This window comes from Micromonospora sp. R77 (genome assembly GCF_022747945.1).
Taxonomy (GTDB): domain Bacteria; phylum Actinomycetota; class Actinomycetes; order Mycobacteriales; family Micromonosporaceae; genus Micromonospora.
In genome coordinates this window covers 2,694,423-2,711,749 of sequence record NZ_JALDST010000001.1, presented here as the reverse complement: position 1 = coordinate 2,711,749, position 17,327 = coordinate 2,694,423, and the positions used below count along the sequence as shown (strand labels likewise).

15 protein-coding genes are annotated in these 17,327 nt (G+C 73.8%); 8 read left to right on the top strand and 7 right to left on the bottom strand.

Annotated elements, in window-relative coordinates:
- Positions 1–62 precede the first annotated feature (62 nt).
- The gene (locus MRQ36_RS12550; protein WP_242795250.1) at positions 63–2,609 is read right to left on the bottom strand and encodes a bifunctional diguanylate cyclase/phosphodiesterase; all 2,547 of its coding nucleotides are present in this window, start codon (positions 2,607–2,609) and stop codon (positions 63–65) included.
- Positions 2,610–3,412: 803 nt separating this feature from the next.
- Between MRQ36_RS12550 and moaC the strand changes: the two genes are divergently transcribed.
- Genes moaC through MRQ36_RS12530 form a run of 4 tightly spaced genes read left to right on the top strand, consistent with a single transcriptional unit; the run spans position 3,413 to position 6,096 of the window.
- Positions 3,413–3,904 (top strand): cyclic pyranopterin monophosphate synthase MoaC, encoded by a 492-nt coding sequence (moaC, locus tag MRQ36_RS12545; protein ID WP_242795248.1) that lies wholly within the window; start codon positions 3,413–3,415, stop codon positions 3,902–3,904.
- Positions 3,901–4,371: a molybdenum cofactor biosynthesis protein B gene (locus tag MRQ36_RS12540; protein WP_242795246.1), complete on the top strand. Its 471-nt coding sequence runs from the start codon at positions 3,901–3,903 to the stop codon at positions 4,369–4,371. Before moaC ends, MRQ36_RS12540 begins: the two co-directional genes overlap by 4 nt.
- A 37-nt stretch (positions 4,372–4,408) precedes the next feature.
- Positions 4,409–5,668 carry a molybdopterin molybdotransferase MoeA gene (locus tag MRQ36_RS12535; RefSeq protein WP_242795244.1) on the top strand — a complete coding sequence of 420 codons (1,260 nt, stop codon included), beginning with the start codon at positions 4,409–4,411 and terminating at the stop codon, positions 5,666–5,668.
- On the top strand, positions 5,665–6,096 hold the full coding sequence (locus MRQ36_RS12530) for a molybdenum cofactor biosynthesis protein MoaE (protein WP_242801056.1): 432 nt from the start codon (positions 5,665–5,667) through the stop codon (positions 6,094–6,096). The genes MRQ36_RS12535 and MRQ36_RS12530 overlap by 4 nt, the downstream gene beginning before the upstream one ends.
- Before the next feature lie 37 nt (positions 6,097–6,133).
- Here MRQ36_RS12530 and MRQ36_RS12525 read toward each other — a convergent pair whose 3' ends face one another.
- The gene (locus tag MRQ36_RS12525) at positions 6,134–7,576 is read right to left on the bottom strand and encodes a glycosyltransferase 87 family protein (RefSeq protein WP_242795242.1); all 1,443 of its coding nucleotides are present in this window, start codon (positions 7,574–7,576) and stop codon (positions 6,134–6,136) included.
- A gap of 204 nt (positions 7,577–7,780) precedes the next feature.
- Complete coding sequence (locus MRQ36_RS12520) at positions 7,781–8,326, bottom strand: DoxX family protein (RefSeq protein ID WP_242795240.1); 546 nt, start codon at positions 8,324–8,326, stop codon at positions 7,781–7,783.
- A gap of 149 nt (positions 8,327–8,475) precedes the next feature.
- On the opposite strand from MRQ36_RS12520, the gene MRQ36_RS12515 reads away from it, so the two are divergent.
- A complete protein-coding gene (locus MRQ36_RS12515; RefSeq protein ID WP_242795238.1) occupies positions 8,476–9,021 on the top strand; it encodes a GNAT family N-acetyltransferase in 546 nt (181 codons plus the stop codon).
- 109 nt (positions 9,022–9,130) lie between these two features.
- Here the strand turns inward: MRQ36_RS12515 and MRQ36_RS12510 are convergent, their stop codons facing one another.
- The 3 genes from MRQ36_RS12510 to MRQ36_RS12500 all read right to left on the bottom strand — a co-directional run bounded on the left by MRQ36_RS12510 (position 9,131) and on the right by MRQ36_RS12500 (position 11,895).
- Entirely contained in the window at positions 9,131–10,369 is a 1,239-nt protein-coding gene (locus MRQ36_RS12510) for an ATP-binding protein (RefSeq protein ID WP_242795236.1), read from the bottom strand.
- Positions 10,370–10,508: 139 nt separating this feature from the next.
- Positions 10,509–10,925, bottom strand: coding sequence for a hypothetical protein (locus MRQ36_RS33890; protein ID WP_308194967.1), 417 nt, complete (start codon positions 10,923–10,925; stop codon positions 10,509–10,511).
- 484 nt (positions 10,926–11,409) lie between these two features.
- Positions 11,410–11,895, bottom strand: coding sequence for a hypothetical protein (locus MRQ36_RS12500; protein ID WP_242801054.1), 486 nt, complete (start codon positions 11,893–11,895; stop codon positions 11,410–11,412).
- 433 nt (positions 11,896–12,328) lie between these two features.
- Here MRQ36_RS12500 and MRQ36_RS12495 point away from each other — a divergent pair, with 433 nt between their 5' ends.
- From MRQ36_RS12495 to MRQ36_RS12485, 3 genes are read left to right on the top strand one after another with little or no spacing between them, the layout of a single operon-like run.
- Entirely contained in the window at positions 12,329–13,348 is a 1,020-nt protein-coding gene (locus MRQ36_RS12495; RefSeq protein WP_242795234.1) for an EamA family transporter, read from the top strand.
- Positions 13,349–13,359: 11 nt separating this feature from the next.
- On the top strand, positions 13,360–13,863 hold the full coding sequence (locus tag MRQ36_RS12490; RefSeq protein WP_242795232.1) for a hypothetical protein: 504 nt from the start codon (positions 13,360–13,362) through the stop codon (positions 13,861–13,863).
- On the top strand, positions 13,860–14,060 hold the full coding sequence (locus MRQ36_RS12485; protein WP_242795230.1) for a hypothetical protein: 201 nt from the start codon (positions 13,860–13,862) through the stop codon (positions 14,058–14,060). The genes MRQ36_RS12490 and MRQ36_RS12485 overlap by 4 nt, the downstream gene beginning before the upstream one ends.
- Positions 14,061–14,100: 40 nt before the next feature.
- Here MRQ36_RS12485 and MRQ36_RS12480 read toward each other — a convergent pair whose 3' ends face one another.
- Positions 14,101–17,295: a UvrD-helicase domain-containing protein gene (locus tag MRQ36_RS12480; RefSeq protein WP_242795228.1), complete on the bottom strand. Its 3,195-nt coding sequence runs from the start codon at positions 17,293–17,295 to the stop codon at positions 14,101–14,103.
- Positions 17,296–17,327 lie beyond the last annotated feature (32 nt).

Here is a 17,327-nt window from a genome sequence, read left to right as displayed (position 1 = left end):
TCGGGGTGGCGGTCACGCGGGCCAGTCTGGCAGACGGCGGAGCCGGCCCCGTCCGACGCGGGTCAGCGTCGGCGCGGCTCGTCGGCGGTCTGCCCGTTGCCGGTCGCGGCGGGCCGGCCCCGGCCGACCTGGCGGCGTCCGGGCAGCCGGATCACCGCGCCGGCGTCGTGCAGCGGTGGGGCGAGGGTGCCGGGTCGGCCGCCCGCACCGCGGTGGAGCGCGGCGAGCAGCGCGCCGGCCGGCAGCGGCCGGGCGAACAGGTGGCCCTGCCCGGCGGCGCAGCCCAACTCCCAGAGCGCCCGGCGCTGCGGCTCGCTCTCCACGCCTTCGGCCACCACGGCCAGGTCGAGGCTGCGGCCCAGGTCCACCGTGGAACGGATCACGGCGGCGGCCTCGGCCGAGCTCTCCATGGCGGTGACGAAGCTGCGGTCGATCTTCAGCTCGTGTACGGGGATGCGGGAGAGCAGGGAGAGCGAGGAGTAGCCGGTGCCGAAGTCGTCCAGTGCCAGCCGGACGCCCGAGTCGCGCAGCCGGTTGAGCACCCGGTCGACCACGTCGAGCTGGCTGAGCGTCAGGGTCTCGGTCAGCTCCAGCACCAGCCGGTCCGGCGGCAGGTCGTGCGCCCGCAGCCGGGCCAGCACCGCCCCGGGGAACCGGGCGTCGAGCAGGCTGCGCGGGGAGACGTTCACCGAGACCGGCAGGTCGTGGCCGGCGGCCCGCCAACTGCCGGCAGCGATCAGCGCCTGGTCGAGGATGGCCTCCGCGAAGGCCGGGAGCAGGCCGGAGCGTTCCACGGCCTCCAGGAAGCGCAGCGGGTCGATCATGCCGTGGGTCGGGTGGTGCCAGCGGGCCAGGGCCTCGGCGCCGGTGACCTGCCCGGTGCCGAGGTCCACGATCGGCTGGAAGTTGACCGTGAACTCGTGGTCGGCCACGGCCCGGGGCAGCTCACCGCCGAGCGTGAGCCGGCCCAGGTCCGCGGTGTCCCGCGTCGGGGCGTACGTGGAGATCCGCTGGCCGGCCCGTTTCGCCTGGTACATCGCCACGTCGGCGCGGCGCAGCAGCTCGGCCACCCCACCGCTGGCCGGCGCGATGGCGATGCCGCCGCTGGCCTCCACGCTGATCCGCATGCCGTCCACGTCCAGCGGCTCGTGCAGCGCGCCGAGGAGTGCCTCCGCCCGGTGCGCGGCGACCGCCGGGGCCGGCAGCCCGCGCAGCAGTACGGCGAACTCGTCCCCGCCGAGCCGGGCCACCAGGTCGTCGGGGCGGGCCGCTCCGCGCAGCCGGTCGGCGACCTTGATCAGCACCTGGTCCCCGGCGGCGTGCCCGAGGGTGTCGTTGACCTCCTTGAAGTGGTTCAGGTCGATCAGCACCAGCGCGGTCACCCCCTCGGCGTGCCGCCTGCCGAGCTGTTCGGTGCCCTCGTCGAGGAGTTGCCGCCGGTTGGCCAGCCCGGTCAGCGCGTCGTGGCTGGCGGCGTACGCGTGTTCCTCGGCGATCCGGGCCAGCTCGGCGTACGCCTGGGCGTTGCGGACCGCGGTGCAGAGCGCGGAGGCGAAGGTACGCAGGGTGTACTGCTCCCGCTCGGAGAGCGCGACCGGGCCGGTGAAGCGCAACCGCAGCACACCGAGGTCGATCGAGCGGTCGTGGCCCTCGAGTGCCACCGGGATGACGGTGCCGGCGACCTCGCTCGGTTCGGCGGCGGCGCCGTCGTAGCCGATGCCCGCGGCGGTGCCCCGGAGCATGCGTTCGGTGCCCCGTAGCTCGATCTCCACCTCGTCGGCGGAGAAGAGCTCGGCGGCCTGCGTGACGGCCGTGGTGAGCACCTCGTCGAGGTCGACGACGTTGAGTGCGTCGGTGGTGCGGGCGAGCCGCTGCCACGCCTGCTGTTCGGTACGGGTGCGGATCCGGGTGGAGTAGGCGAGGTGCAGGCTGAGCACCAGCGGTGGCACGGCGAGCAGCAGCCGGGGATCGGCGCGCAGGATGAGCAGGGTGCACGCGGCCACGACGAAACGGACGCCGAAGCCCGCGAGACGGAGATCGAGGTCGGTTCGGAACTGGCGGGAGATGCGGGTGCCGGAGGCGAGGGCGATGACGGGCATGGCCAGGAGGTCGTCCAGGAGGGCGGCGACCAGGTACACCGCGCCGAGGGTGCCGATCAGGTCACCGATCGAGGCAGATGTCCAGTGCCAGTCGAGCACGCTGGCGGTCCACGCGGTGCCCGCCGCGATCAGGATGTTCTTGGCGACTCCGAAGGCGGTCTTGATGGGGGGAAGACGGAGGGCGGCGGAGGCGGCGGCCACACCGACGCCGGTGCCGAGGATGACCCAGGACCGGGGGGCGATGGCCACCCCGACCACGATGGCGGTCTCCACCCAGGCGATCGCGAGGGTGGTGGAGCGGATCCGTACGGGCGTCTTCACGATCACGCTGACCGCGATCAGGAAGGTCAGCGTCGTCAGGGTGGCGAAGTCCCGGACGGAGTCGGGTGGGTCTCGTAGGAAGAAGATGAACGCCGAGGCCGTGGCGGCGGAGGCCAGAAGGACGACGAGACCGACGAGCGCCACCAAGTGCCGATCGGTCTCATCACGTCGTCCGTCGGTGTGGCTCATCCAGCTCCAGTGGCTGAACGGCTGAAGCCTGGGCCGGCATCAACCAGCATCTTGATGCCCGGAGCCTACCGTCAGAGGTTCCCTGCGTGAAGTCTTGGTCAGTGCCACTCGCTGCCGCGCATCGCCCGACTCCTTTCAGATCCGTCTTTTCTGAAAGGTCCGACAGGACCTTTAACCTGCGAAAGACAGATTAGAGGTTCGGTGTGCAAGTTTTGAAGGCATAAATGTCAGTATGCGCAATATTAGCTAACATCGTGGTGCTTCATGACGTTCTGTCCACAGTCACTGTGCGGAGCGCATTCACTCGTACGCGAGAAGTATTTGGCTCGTCGCCTACGGCAATCCCCGTCGTGTGTGCAGGTCAATCCCGATCGTCAGCCTTACCGCTTTCCCGCCAATCTTCATCAGCAGTTCGGTCGGTGTTTGCGCTGATCCCTGCTCCGCCACGGGGCCACCGTCCCGAGCCCTCATTCGCACCCCGAGGCGGCGAGACGCGGAGGTGGTCGCTAGACTTCCGCACCTCTTCGATGGCGATCGACGCTCGGGCAGGCCGGTCGAGAATCGGGTTCGACCGGCCGTCCACCGACCCTCTCCGTCTGGTGGGGCAGGCCCGAGCAGCATCGGGTGCGGCGTCGTATCGCCAGCAGCCCCGGTAACGCCCGCCGGCTCCAATGGACGCGCTTACGGGTTTCTTATCGCTGCACTCCTCGCTGTCCTTTTCACGTCCCGGCGGAAACCATCGCGCTGCGGCTTCCCGAACGCCCCGGGAGTGCTGGTCGTACCCGAAAGATAGGCTCGCGACCGTGACGGATCCCGCCCAGCTCACCCACGTCGACCCGGCCGGCGCGGCCCGGATGGTCGACGTCTCCGCCAAGCCGGTCTCCGGCCGGTCGGCGGTCGCCGCCGGTCGGCTGCGCACCACCGCCGAGGTGGTCGACCTGCTGCGCCGCGACGGTCTGCCCAAGGGTGACGCGCTCGCCGTCGGCCGGCTGGCCGGCATCATGGGGGCCAAGCGCACCCCCGACCTGATCCCGCTCTGCCACCCCATCGCGCTGCACGGGGTGACCGTCGACCTGCGGCTGACCGCCGACACGGTGGAGATCACCGCCACCGCGCGGACCGCCGACCGCACCGGCGTCGAGATGGAGGCGCTGACCGCGGTGGCGGTGGCCGGGCTCGCCCTGGTCGACATGGTGAAGGCGGTCGACCCGGCGGCGTCGGTCGACGCGGTCCGGGTGCTCCGCAAGGAGGGCGGCAAGACCGGCGAGTGGGTCCGACCGGCGGACCGGCCGTGATCCGGGCCCGGGTGATCGTGGCGTCCAACCGGGCCGCCGCCGGGGTCTACGCCGACACCAGCGGTCCGCTGCTCGTCGCCGGGCTGCGCGAGCTGGGCTGCGAGGTCGACGAGCCGGTGGTGGTGCCCGACGGCGATCCGGTCGGTGCGGCGCTGCGGGCCGCCCGGGACGACGGGGTCGACGTGGTGCTGACCAGCGGCGGCACCGGGATCACCCCGACCGATCGCACCCCCGATGTGACCCGCGCCCTGCTCGACTACGAGATCCCCGGCATCGCCGAGGCGATCCGCGCCCACAGCCGGGACAGCGTGCCCACCGCCGCCCTCTCCCGGGCGCTGGCCGGCGTCGCCGGCCGGATGCTGGTGGTGAACCTGCCGGGCTCGCGGGGTGGCGCGAAGGACGGGCTGGCCGTGCTCGGGCCGATCCTCGTCCACGCCGTCGACCAGCTCCGTGGCGGGGACCACTGACCACGCGGGGGTGCCGTCGCGGCGCTAGGCTCGCCGGATGAGCACGGAAACCGCAGCCGAGGCGGCCCCGGTCGCCGCGCCGCCGCCCGCCGGCTGGGAGGAGGCCCGCTCCCGGGTGTACGCGGTGGGCCTCGCCGCCGCGCTCCCCCCGGTCAACCGGGCGCTCGCCGACCTCGACGGGCACACCCTCGCGGAGCCGCTGACCACCCGGACGGACCTGCCGGCCTTCCCGACCTCCAGCATCGACGGCTGGGCGCTGCGGGGGGACGGCCCGTGGCGGGTGGTGGGGCGGGTGCTCGCCGGCAACACCCCGCCACCGCTGACCGCCGACGGCACCACCGTCGAGATCGCCACCGGCGCGATGGTGCCCGAGGGGACCACCGCGATCCTGCGCGTCGAGGAATCCACCCGCTCCGCGGAGGGCCTGGTCACCGGTGTTCCGCGCCCGTCGCCCGAGTGGCGCGAGCCCGGCGAGGAGGCGTACGCCGGTGAGGAGCTGGTCCCGGCCGGGACCCCGGTCGACCCGGCGCTGATCGGCCTGGCGGCCTCCTGCGGCCACGACTCCCTGCGGGTCCGTCGGCAGCCGCGCGCGGCGCTGCTGGTCTTCGGTGACGAGCTGCTCACCGCCGGCCCGCCCGCCGCCGGTCGGGTGCGGGACGCGCTGGGACCGGCGGTGCCGGCCTGGCTGCGCCGGTACGGCTGCGTGGTGCGCCCGGTCGACGTGGTGGGCCCGGTGGCGGACACCCTGCCCGCCCACGTGGCCGCCCTGCGCGGGGCGCTGGCCACCGCCGACCTGGTCTGCACCACCGGCGGCACCATGCACGGCCCGGTCGACCACCTGCACCCCACGCTGGAGGCGCTGGGTGCCGACTACGTGGTGAACACGGTCGCGGTCCGGCCCGGCTTTCCGATGCTGCTGGCCCGGCTGGTCGGCGCCGACGGCCGGATCCGTTTCGTCGCCGGCCTGCCCGGCAATCCGCAGTCCGCGATCGTCGCGCTGGTGTCGCTGGTCGCCCCGCTGCTGGCCGGCCTCCAGGGTCGACCCATGCCGGTGCTGCCGCAGGCCACTCTCGCCGAGCCGATCCCCGGTCGGGGCGACTACACGCACCTGGCCCTGGTCCGGCTGGACCGGGCGGCCGGCACCGCGCACCCGGTACGGCACGTCGGCTCGGCGATGCTGCGTGGGCTGGCCGGGGCGGACGGGTTCGCGGTGATCCGGCCCGGCACCAGCGGGGAGGTCGGCGCTCGGGTGCCGGTCGTGCCGTTGCCGCTGCTGCCCGGGGAGCGGACGTGGTGAGCCCCGCCGGCACGGTCGCGTACGGCACGGTCACCGATCAGCCGCTGGACCTGGCCGCGCACGAGGCGGCGGTCGCCGACCGCCGGGCCGGCGCGGTGGTCTCCTTCCAGGGCGTGGTCCGCGACCACGACCACGGTCGCGGGGTCACCAGCCTGGAGTACGAGGGCCACCCCACCGCCGAGGCCGTGCTCCGGGAGGTCGCCGCCGAGATCGCCGCCGACCCGGACGTTTACGCGGTGGCGGTGTCGCACCGGATCGGGCCGCTGGAGATCGGTGACGCGGCCCTGGTCGCGGCGGTCGCCACCGCCCACCGGGCCGCCGCGTTCGCGGCCTGCGCCCGACTGGTCGACGAGGTCAAGGCCCGGCTGCCGATCTGGAAGCGGCAGGTGTTCGCCGACGGCACCGAGGAGTGGGTGAACTGCCCCTGAGCGGGCGGTCCGGCCGGTCGCCGTCCGCCCGGACGCCTCAGCGGCGGCCGGTGAGCTGACCGGCCCGGGTCAGCCGGTCGTGATAGAACGCCGGCTCGGCCCCGGGGCGCCAGGGCAGCGCCGCCACCAGCACGATCAGGGCGATCGCCAGGGAGTTCTCCATCAGCGCGCCGAAGAGGCCGTCCTGATAGTGCGACACCTCGGGCAGCTGGTGCTCGTACGGCCAGATGGGCGAGATCAGGAAGAGCAGATAGAGCCCGAGCGCGGCCACGCCGTGGCGCAGGCCGGTGAGCGTCGGGTACCAGATCGGCGGGCGCAGGTTGGTGACCGCAGGCGGCCCGCCGGCGGTGGACGAGGTGACCCGGGGCAGCAGCCCGCGGCTCGCCTCGCGGCGGCGTACCGCGGCGTCGGCCAGCACGATGATCGCCGGGATGACCCACACCAGGTGGTGCGACCAGGAGATCGGGCTGATCACGTTGGCGGTGAGGCCGACCAGGGTGAACGCGGTCAGCTCGTCGCCGTCGGCCCGGGCGGTGGCCGCGCGGGACAGGCCCAGCGCGAGGACCAGCACGGCGAAGGCGAGCCAGAGCAGCTTGGGCGTCTCGATCGAGTCGTACAGCCGGGCCAGCAGTCCGGCGAGGGACTGGTTGGGGGTCATGTCGGCGGCGCCGACCCGTTCGGTCTGCCACAGCACGCTGGTGAAGTACGTCCGTGACTCCTCGCCGACCAGCGCGAACGAGCCGAGTGTGACGCCGATCGTGGTGCCGACCGCGGTCATCGCGGCCCGCCACTGACGGGTGATCATGAGGTAGACGACGAAGAGCGCCGGGGTCAGCTTGACCGCGGTGGCGAGCCCGATCCCCGCACCGGCCCAGACCCCGCTGTAGAGGAACCGGGCCGCCGCCGAGTCGGCGGTGTCGTGGTGGGTGCCCCGCTTCGCCCGCCAGCGCAGGCCCACCAGGTCCGCCATGATCAACGCGAAGAGCAGCAGGTTGACCTGGCCGTAGCCGAGGGTCTCCCGGGACGGCTCGATCGCCACCGCCATCGGCACCGCGATGGCCACCGTGAAGCGCAGCGACCAGCCCAGCCGGTCCACCACCGGACGCAGCAGTGCGGCCAGCACGACCGCCAGCGCCGCGATGCTGGCCAGCGCGTTGAGCCAGCCGGCCGCCTCGACCGGCAGCCAGGACATCGGCAGCATGACCAGGCCGGCGAAGGGCGGATAGGTGAAACCCAGGGTCGTCGAGGGTGCGATGAAGTCGTAGAGCTCGTTGCCGTTCGCCCACCACACCACGGCACCGTGATAGATCTTCATGTCGAAGAAGTTGTACGGCCGCCCGAAAGTGCCGATGGCGAGCCATGCGGCGTAGGCGACGGCGGCCACGATGCCGGTCCGTACGACTGTCCTGCGATCGATCCCACGGGTCACCCGGTGGACTGGTGCGAAGCGGCTCATCCGTCTTCCGACGGTCGCCGGCATGGCGTGGCCACCCCCGTACCAAGGTCGTTGTGCCCGTCCAGGTCCAGCACGGAGCCTAGAACGGCGCCTCACGTTGATGCCTCCCGCGTTATACGACCGTGTCCGATCCCACACATGTTTGCGACATTTCCACCGCGTTAACGGGTGTCTGGTGGTTCAGGTAATTCGCGGCCTTGCGGGGGGTGGTGGCCGGATAGATGCAGGTCAGCCGGGCAGTCGGCGGGCGGTGGCCGCGGAGCGTACGGCGATTTTTGCCTCTCGACGGGCGGTGCGGACCGCCCGCTGCACCGAACGTCGAGAGTGGCCGATCCGGTGGCCGGTACGCCAGCGCAGCCCCGGCTTGCCCTCGGTGTCGGCGGCGGCGAGCAGCAGGCCACCGAGGAGCCCGAGGTTCTTCAGGAAGTGGATCTGGTTGTTGTTGCGCGACGCCGGGTCCTCGGAGTTCCAGAAGGGATGGCCGGCGGCGGTGGTCGGCACCAGCGTCCCGGCGAGCACCAGCGCGGCCGGGCGGGTGAACTTCCCGGTGGCGAGCATCAGCCCACCGACGAGCTGGGTGGCCGCGTTGATCCGGACGAGGCTCTCGGTGTCGGTCGGGATCCGGGGGGAGAGGTTCTGCAGCAGCGGGGTCACCCGGTCGGTGACCGGCTTCGCGGCGGGGACCAGCCGGCCGGGGTTCTGCAGATTGCGGGCGCCGCTGACCACGAAGATGCCGCTCAACATGACACGGGCGAGGGATCGCACGGGTTTCATGGATCAGTCATACCCCGCCGCGGACGCGCCTACCCCCGCAACACCCGAAAGGGATCGGCCGACATGGACGTCCGTCGGTGGCGGGGTCGCCACGCCGAATTCCAGCGACCGTCGCGGATGGACCCGGTACGCGCGGTAACGTCGCGCGGGTGACGACGCTGCGGCTCCGCCCCGAGGACCCGGCCGACGAGGCACCGGTCGCCCGGGTGCTGGCCGCCGCCTTCGCCCGACCCGACGTGGCCACCCCGCCCGAGGTGGGGCTGGTGGAGGAACTGCGGCACAGCGACGCGTGGATCCCCGAGCTGGCCATGGTCGCCGAGTCCGGCGGGGAGGTGGTCGGCTACGCCCTGCTCAGCCGGGTCCGGGTCCGCTCCGACGGCGGTTCGGCCCCGGCGCTCGCGCTCGGCCCGGTGGCGGTGGCACCGCACCGGCAGCGGATCGGGCACGGCACCGCCGTGGTGCAGGCCGCCCTGGATGCCGCCACGGAGCTGGACGAGCGGTTGGTGGTGGTGCTCGGCGACCCCGCCTTCTATCGGCGGTTCGGCTTCGCCCGCGCCGACCGGATGGGGCTGACCAGCCCCTGGTCCGGGCTGGGCGACCCGTGGCAGGCGCTGGAGCTGCCGCCGTCGGTCAGCGGCGAGTCGCCACCGCCGCGCGGCGAGGTGGTCTTCCCGCCGCCCTGGTCGAAGGTGTGAACGGCCGGCCCGCGCCGGCGCGTTGCGGCACCTCCCGCCCGCAGCCGGGCCCGTCCCGTGTCCCGCCGCGCGCGTCGGCGGTCCGGCCGGTTCCGGGCCGCGTCCACGGTCAGGCCGGCTGGGTGCGCAGGTAGCGGCCGAAGTGCGGCACGGTGAAGGCGACCGTGCCGCGCTCCCCGGAATAGATCAACCCCTTCTTGATCAGCGCGTCCCGGGCCGGGGAGAGGCTGGCCGGTTTGCGACCGAGGGACCGGGCGATCTCCGCCGTCGGGACGGCCGCGTCCATGTCGTCACGGCCGGCGCCCTCTTCCCCCTCCACCAGCGAGAGCGTCGCCATCGCCCGCATGTACTCGCGCTCCGCCGGGGTGGCCCGTTCGAAGCGGGAGCCGAAGAAACCGACCGCCAGCTCCGCCTCGGCCTCCGGGGCGGCGACCCGTACGTCGGCGGCGGTGATCGGGGAGCGCGGCGCGTGGTCCCAGGTGGCCTTCCCGTACGCCTGGACGAAGTAGGGGTAGCCGCCGGACTTCTCGTAGAGCAGGTCGAGGGCCTTCTGTTCGTATTCGACCTGTTCCCGGTCGGCCGGCGCGCAGAGGGCCTGGTCGGCGGCGATCCGGTCCAGCCGGTCGATCCGCTGGTAGCGGAAGAGCCGCTCGGAGTACGACTTGGCGGCGCTGAGCACGGCCGGCAGGTGCGGCAGCCCGGCGCCGACCACGATCAGCGGCGCGCCGAGCTGGGACAACTCGTGGCAGGCGGCGCAGAGCGCCGAGACGTCCTCGGCGCCGACGTCCTGCATCTCGTCGATGAAGATCGCGATCCCGGTGCCGACGTCCGCGGCCACCGCCGCCGCGTCGCTGAGCAGCTCGACCAGGTCGATCTCGATGTCCCCGGAGTCCGCCCGGCCGATGGTGGCCGGCACGTCGATGCCTGGTTGCCAGCGGTCGCGCAGCTTGGCGGTGGCCGCGCCGCGCCCGGCCGGTGCGGGACGCTGGCCGAACGCCTTGAGCACGCCGAGGAACGCGTCGATCCGGTCCGGGGCCCGGTGCCGGGGAGCCAGCTCGCGGACCGCCATGTGCAGGGCGGCGGCGATCGGGCGGCGCAGCGACTGGTCGGGCCGCGCCTCGATCTTGCCGGTGCCCCAGAGGTGGTTGATGGCCTGTGAGCGGAGGGTGTTGAGCAGCACGGTCTTGCCGACGCCGCGCAGCCCGGTGAGCATCAGGCTGCGTTCGGGTCGGCCCCGGGCGATCCGTTCCAGCACCACGTCGAAGACGTCCAGCTCCCGCCCCCGCCCGGCGAGTTCGGGCGGGCGCTGGCCGGCGCCCGGGGCGTACGGGTTGCGGACCGGATCCACGTCTCGCACCGTATCGGGCCGTCTAGCCGGTGGGCTAGAGATGGATAGATGCGGCTACCGGCGTGTCGGGGCTGTCGAGACAAAGCTAGGGCTGTCTAGCGTGGACGCTAGACAGCCCTAGTTTCGGCTACCGGCGGACCTACCTGCGCTTCTTCAGGCAGAGCACGAAGTCCAGGGAGTCCAGCGGGTTGTCGCTGACGTAGTTGGCCGTCGCCGTCGGTGCCGCCTTCTTGCACTTGTCACCGTCGGTGGTCCCCGGGATCCGCAGCAGCACCTGATACGTGCCGGGACCGCACTTCACCTTGCGCAGCGACGCGTCGGCGTCCGTACCGTCGTTCACCACGCAGTCGCCCTTGACGAAGCTGTAGTCCTTGGTCTCGCTCGGGCTGGGCTCCGCGGTCGTGGGCTCCACGCTCGGCTCGTCCGTCGGCAGTGCCGGGGCGCTGGTCGACGGCGTCACCGGCTTGTCGTCGTCCTTGCCGGCCTGGTAGAAGCCCCAACCCGCCAGGCCGAGACAGGGGCAGAGCACGAGCAGCACCACCAGCGTGACGATCAGGGCGACCCGCCCGCCGCGCTTCGGTGCCGGCGGGGCGACCGGGTACCCGGTCGCGGGGGGCTGACCCCACGGCGCGGCACCCGGGTCGCCGGCCGGCGGGAACGGCGCGGGCGTGGGCCCGGTAGGCGGATACGGTCCCGGCGGCGGGGGATAGCCGCCACCGGACACCGGCGCCCCACCCACCGGCGGATAGCCGCCACCCGGCGGCGGGTAGCTCCCCTGGGGTGGCGGGTAGCCGCTACCCGAGGTCGGCGGGACCGCCCCGCCGGGCGGGGGATAGCTCCCCGCCGGGGGCGGCGGGTAGCCGGCGGTGGGCTGCTGGCCGGGGTACGGAGTGGTCGGCGGCTCGGTGGGCGGCGGCCCCCACTGCGGGAGGGTCGGGTCGACCGGCGGCGGGCCGGCCGGGCGCTGGTAGGGGTCGTCGGACCGACCGGAGTCGTAAGGACCGTAGGTTGACATGCGATTCCCAGGGGTGAGGGGCGGTTCAGCGCTGCTTGAGGCAGAGCACGAAATCGAGGGTGTCCAGTTCGCTGTCGAAGAAGAACCAGTTGGTGTAGCCGTCGACCTTGGCGCACTTCGCCTCGGCGTCCTTCTCACCGCTGGTCGCGCCGTCGAAACGCCGCAGCACCTGGTAGGTCTTCGGGCCGCACTCGCTGATCAGCAGCTTCGGCTTGCCGCCGGCCGGGCCCTCGTTGCGGACGCACTGCCCCACCTTCACGAAGCGCGGGTCGGCGGACGACTGCGGAGCGGGCGCGCTGGACGGCGGAGCGGCCGGTTCGGTCGCCACCGCCGTCGGTTCCGTGACCTGCGAGGGCAGGCCGGTCGGCGTCTTCGCCGGCGGCGGGTCGTCCCGGCCCAGGAACACCACCGCGGCCGCGCCCGCCAGGACCAGCACCACCAGCGCGGCGAGCACCGCGATCAGCCGCCCACGGCCGCGCTTCGGCGGCGTCGGCTCGGCGTACGGGGTCACGGGCGGGGCGTACGGGTCGGGCCGGTAGCCGGACTGCGGGCCGTTCGGGTAGCCGGGCTGCGGGCCGTTCGGGTAGCCGGGCTGCGGGCCGGCAGGGTACGCCTCGGTCGCCGGCTGGTAGGGCGGGTAACCCGGGGCGGCGGCCGGCTGGCGGCCCCGCTGACCGGCGTCCCAGTCGCTCCCGCCCGCCGGCTCGTCCCAGCCGTCACCGACGGCCGGCTGCTCCCACCCACCCGGCGACGGTTGGTGCGGCGGCCCGTAACGGGGATCGGGTGCCGGGCGGTACGCGTCGTCGGGCCGTCCCCACGGCTGTCCAGAGCCGCCGGTCGGTGGTCCGAAGTTCGTCATCAACGCCCTCCCGCGTACGCCAGTGGTGAGAAGCCGGCCACCAGGAGGCGACGCGACGCCGTGGTCACCGTAGCGTGGACCACCGATGAGCTCACCTCCCGCAAGTGCGACGCCACCCGGTCCCGGGTCCACCGGAACCGCCCCGGCGCAGGTCGCCGCCCCTACCCGACCTGCGCTGATCTGGACCGCACTGATCCTCGTCTACGTTCTCTGGGGTTCCACCTACCTGAGCATCCGGATCGCCGTCGAGTCGCTGCCGCCACTCGCCTCGGCGGCCCTCCGGTTCGCCGCCGCGGCCCTGGTGCTGGCGGTCGTGCTGCGGCTGCGCCGGGGACCGGGAGCGCTCCGGGTCGACCGGCGGCAGCTCGGCTCCGCCGCGCTGGTCGGGGTGCTGCTGCTCACCGGCGGCAACGGTCTGGTGGTGCTCGCCGAGTCCGGGCCGCCCGGCGTCGCGCTCCCCTCCGGGATCGCCGCGCTGCTGGTGGCGACCGTCCCGCTGCTGGTGGTGCTGCTGCGTACGCTCACCGGCGACCGCCCCCGGCTCTGGACCTTCGCCGGGGTGACCCTCGGCTTCCTCGGCCTGGTGCTGCTCGTGCTCCCCACCGGCGGGTCCGGCGCGGTGCCGATCCTCGGGGCGTTGACCGTGGTGCTGGGCGCCACCTGCTGGTCGGTCGGCTCGTTCCTGTCCAACCGGCTCCGGATGCCCACCGACCCCTTCGTCGCCACCGTCTACGAGATGGTCGCCGGCGCCGCCGCCCTGGCCGGGCTCGCCCTGGTCCGGGGCGAGCTGCGCGACTTCTCCCCGGACCGGGTGACCGGCCGTTCCTGGGCGGCGCTGGCGTACCTCATGGTGGCCGGCTCGCTGGTCGCCTTCACCGCGTACGTCTGGCTGCTGCACCACGCGCCGATCTCCCTGGTCTCCACCTACGCGTACGTCAACCCGGGGGTCGCGGTGGCGCTCGGCGCGCTCGTCGCGGCGGAGCCGGTCACCGCGCAGGTGCTGCTCGGCGGGGCGGTGATCGTGGCCGGGGTGGCGCTGGTGGTGAGCACCGAGCGACCCCGCCGGCCGGTCGACGGGGCGGAACCGGCGGCGGCCCGCCGGTAACATCCCGCTTCGTGTCCGCCGGACTGGTGACCGCCGTGGCGCTGCTCGGCGGGCTGGCCGGCGGCGCCGCCCCCGTGGTGGCCCGCCGCTTCACCACTTCCGGACCGCCCGACGCGGGTCCGCCGGACGCGCCACCGGTCCGGCCAGCTGCGTCGCCGTCGCTGTCGACTCGGCCGGCCCGACCGGGATGGGGGTCGGCCGTCGGAGCAGCCGTCGGGGCGGTCGTCCTCGGTGGGCTCGCCGCCGACCGGGGCGGTGACCCGGCACTGCCGGCGTTGCTGCTGGTCGCGGCGGTCGGGCTGGTGCTCGTACCGGTGGATCTGGCCTGCCTGCGGCTGCCGGACCCGCTGGTGGCGGCCGTGGCGGTCGGCGGCGGGCTGGGCCTGGCCGGCGCGGCGCTGGCCACCGGCGCGCCCGGCCGGCTGCTCCCGGCCCTGGCCGGCGCGGCGCTCTCCTCGCCGGCTACGTCGTGCTCGCCCTGCTGCCCGGCTCGCGGCTCGGGTTCGGTGACGTGAAGCTCGCCGCCGCGCTCGGCCTGCCGCTCGGCTGGCTGGGCTGGCCGGCCCTCGGGCTCGGACTGCTCCTGCCGCACCTGCTCAACGGGGTCGCCGTGCTCGCCCTGCTCGCCACCCGACGGGTACGCCGGGACACCGCGCTGCCGTTCGGCCCGGCCCTCCTCGCCGGTTTCTGGCTGGCGGTGCTGCTCGGCTGAGCCCCGCACCGCTCAGCCGAGCGGCACGGATCCGGCCCGGCTAGATCAGCCGCAGTTGGCGGTCCTTCGGGCGGCGCGGCTCGGCCTCGCCGAAGCGTTCGAAGAGGCCCGGGTCGATGACGTCCAGGAACGGCGAGGGGCGGCAGTCGCGTTCCGCGCCGTGCCGGACCCGGCGGGCGGCGTGGCTGACGTACAGCCGGTCCTGGGCGCGGGTGAGGCCGACGAAGAAGAGCCGGCGCTCCTCGGCGACCGCGTCGTCGTCCGGCTCGCTGCCGGGCCAGCGCAGCGGCAGCAGCCCGTCCTCCGCCCCCACCAGGAAGACGACCGGGAACTCCAGGCCCTTCGCCGCGTGCAGGGTGAGCAGGGTGACCGCCTCGGCGCGCGGGTCGAGGGCATCCACCTCCGCGCCGGTCGCGAGCTGGGCCAGGAACAGCCCCAGGTCGTCGCCGCAGCGCCGGGCCAGCGGGGTCAGCAGGTCCACCGCCGTCCGGACGTCCTCGGGGCGGACGCTGCCCGTGCCGTCCAGCGTCGGTACGGCGAACCGCTCCGCCAGCACCTGCCCGGCCAGCCGGACCCGGGCGGCCAACGCGCCGTCGAGCCCGTCGGCGTGCCGCAGTTCGCGGGCGATGGCCAGCACCCCGGGCCGGTCCCGCAGCCGGTCGTGCGAGCGCTTCTGCACCGGGATGTTGGCCCGGGACAGCGCGTCCACGATCGGCGCGGCCTGGGAGTCCGTGCGGTACAGCACGGCGATGTCCGAGAAGGAGAGCGTGGTCGACCGGCCGTCGATCCGGCCCGAGTCGAGCGACCGGTGGGAGAGGCCGCCGACCAGCTCGTCGACCGTACGGACCACGAAGTCGGCCTCGTCGGCGACCGTGGCCGCCGGATAACGGCCGACCAGCGGGGCCTCCAGGTCGAGCCGGGCCGGGTCCAACCGGCGACCGCGCACCAGCGACGACGGCGCGATGGCCTGCACCGCGGCGGCCAGGATCGGCGCCGACGAGCGGTAGTTGCGGTTCAGCCGGACCAGCCGGGCGTCGGTGAAGTCCTGCGAGAAGCGCAGGAAGTAGCCGACGTCGGCCCCCCGGAAGGAATAGATCGCCTGGTCCGGGTCGCCGATCGCGCAGAGGTTGCCGTCGGCGGGGCTGAGCAGACGCAGCAGCTCGTACTGGACGGCGTCGACGTCCTGGTACTCGTCGACGAAGATCCACCGCCAGCGGTCCCGATATTCCCGGACCAGCTTCCGGTCCGCCTTCAGCAGCGCGACCGGCAGGGTGAGCAGCTCGTCCAGGTCGACCAGGTCGTCCTTGCGCAGCAGCGCCGTGTACGCGGCGTCGTCGGTGCCCGCCTCGGACCGGGCCTGGGCCCGTTCGGTGTCGTCGGCGATGCGGAAGTCCACCGGCAGCCCCGCCGCCTCGGCGTTCTCCCGCAGGATGGCCAGCCCGAGGGAGTGGAAGGTGCCGACGGTGACGTCCTCGGCGACCGGCCCGAGCAGGCCGTCCAACCGGTGCCGCAGCTCCTCGGCGGCCCGCCGGGTGAACGTGATCGCCAGGCACTGCTCGGGGAAGACGTTCAGCTCCGCGCAGAGATAGGCGATCCGGTGGGTCAGCGTCCGGGTCTTGCCGGTGCCCGGGCCGGCCACGATCAGCAGCGGCCCGCCCGGCGCCGAGGCCGCCACCCGTTGCATCGCGTCCAGCCGGTCCAGCAGGCCGGTGCCGACCTCCTCCATGCCGGCGAGCATCGGCTCGAACGGCTCGTGCGGGGAGGGTGCCGGCGCGATCGGTGGGGGCGGTGGCGGCGTGGCCTTCCGCTTCGGCTCGGCCTTCGCCGCCGCCGGGCGTCCGGCCTTCGCCTTCGCCGTCGGCTCCGTCGGCCGTCGCTGCACCGGCACGGGTACGTCGAAGAGCGTGTCCTGGGTCCCCGGGGTGCCGCCACCGGCCAGCTCGGCCGGGTCGAAGAGGGTGATCACGCCGTACTCGCCGTCGTAGCCGGGGACCCGGCGCACGTCACCCCGGCGCAGCCGGCCGATCCCCTCGGCCAGCAGCTCCCCGCCCACCCGGCCGACCTCGTCCAGCGGGGTGCTGGTCAGGATCTCCAGCTCGGGGCCGAGCGCCGCGACGAGGTCGTTGAGCTTCCCCTCGACCCGCTTCGAGCGGGCGCCCACCTGGTTGATCTCGCCGAGGATCTCGGCCAGCGGCACCAGGTGTGTGACCGGGCGGGCGTGCGCCGGCCGGTGCCCCTCGGGCCGGTCGGCCAGCTCCTCGACCCGGCTCAGCACCCCCACGGTCAGCGGCTTGCCGCACTCCGGGCAGCGGCCACCCGCCTCCCGGGTCCGCTCCGGCGACCAGTTGACGCCGCAGAGCCGGTGCCCGTCGGCGTGGTACTTGCCCTCCTCGGGGAAGAACTCGATCGTCCCGGCCAGTCCGTCACCGGTCCGCAGCGCGTCCCGGATGGCGAAGTAGTCCCGGGCCGAGTCCAGGACGGTGGCCTCCCGGGCCAGCGCGGGCGGTGAGTGGGCGTCCGAGTTGGACACCAGCTGGTAGCGGTCGAGGCTGCCGACCCGCCAGTTCATCTCCGGGTCGGAGGAGAGGCCGGTCTCCACCGCGAAGATGTGGTCGGCCAGGTCGGCGTAGCAGTCGGCGATCGCGTCGAAGCCGGACTTCGAGCCCAGCGCGGAGAACCACGGCGTCCAGATGTGCGCCGGGACCAGGTAGCCGTCCGGGCTGGCCGTCAGGGTGATCTCCAGCAGGTCCCGGGAGTCCAGGCCGAGGATCGGGCGGCCGTCCGAGCCCAGGTTGCCGATCCGGCCGAGCGCGGCGTTGAACCGGGCCACCGCGTCCAGGTCCGGCAAATAGATCAGGTGGTGCACCTTGCGGGTCCGGTCGTCCCGCTTGTAGATCGTGGAGATCTCCACGCTCAACATGAACCGCACCGGGTCCGCCTCGGCCGCGCTCGCCAGCCGGGGCGGCAGCCGGCGGGCGATGTCCCGCTCCGCCTCGGGGGAGAGCCGGTACAGCCCCGGCTCGGCCGGGTGCAGGGTCTCGCGGAGGTGGTCGTACCAGGCGGGGTGGGTGAAGTCGCCGGTGCCGAGCACGCCGATGCCCTTGCGCCGGGCCCACCAGCCGAGGTTCGGCAGGGTCAGGTCGCGGCTGCACGCGCGCGAGTACTTCGAGTGGATGTGCAGGTCCGCGACGAACGACGGGAGGCCACCGGAGGGTACGGCACTGAACGGAGGCACGCCGCATCCTGTCACGGCCGGTCCACTACCCG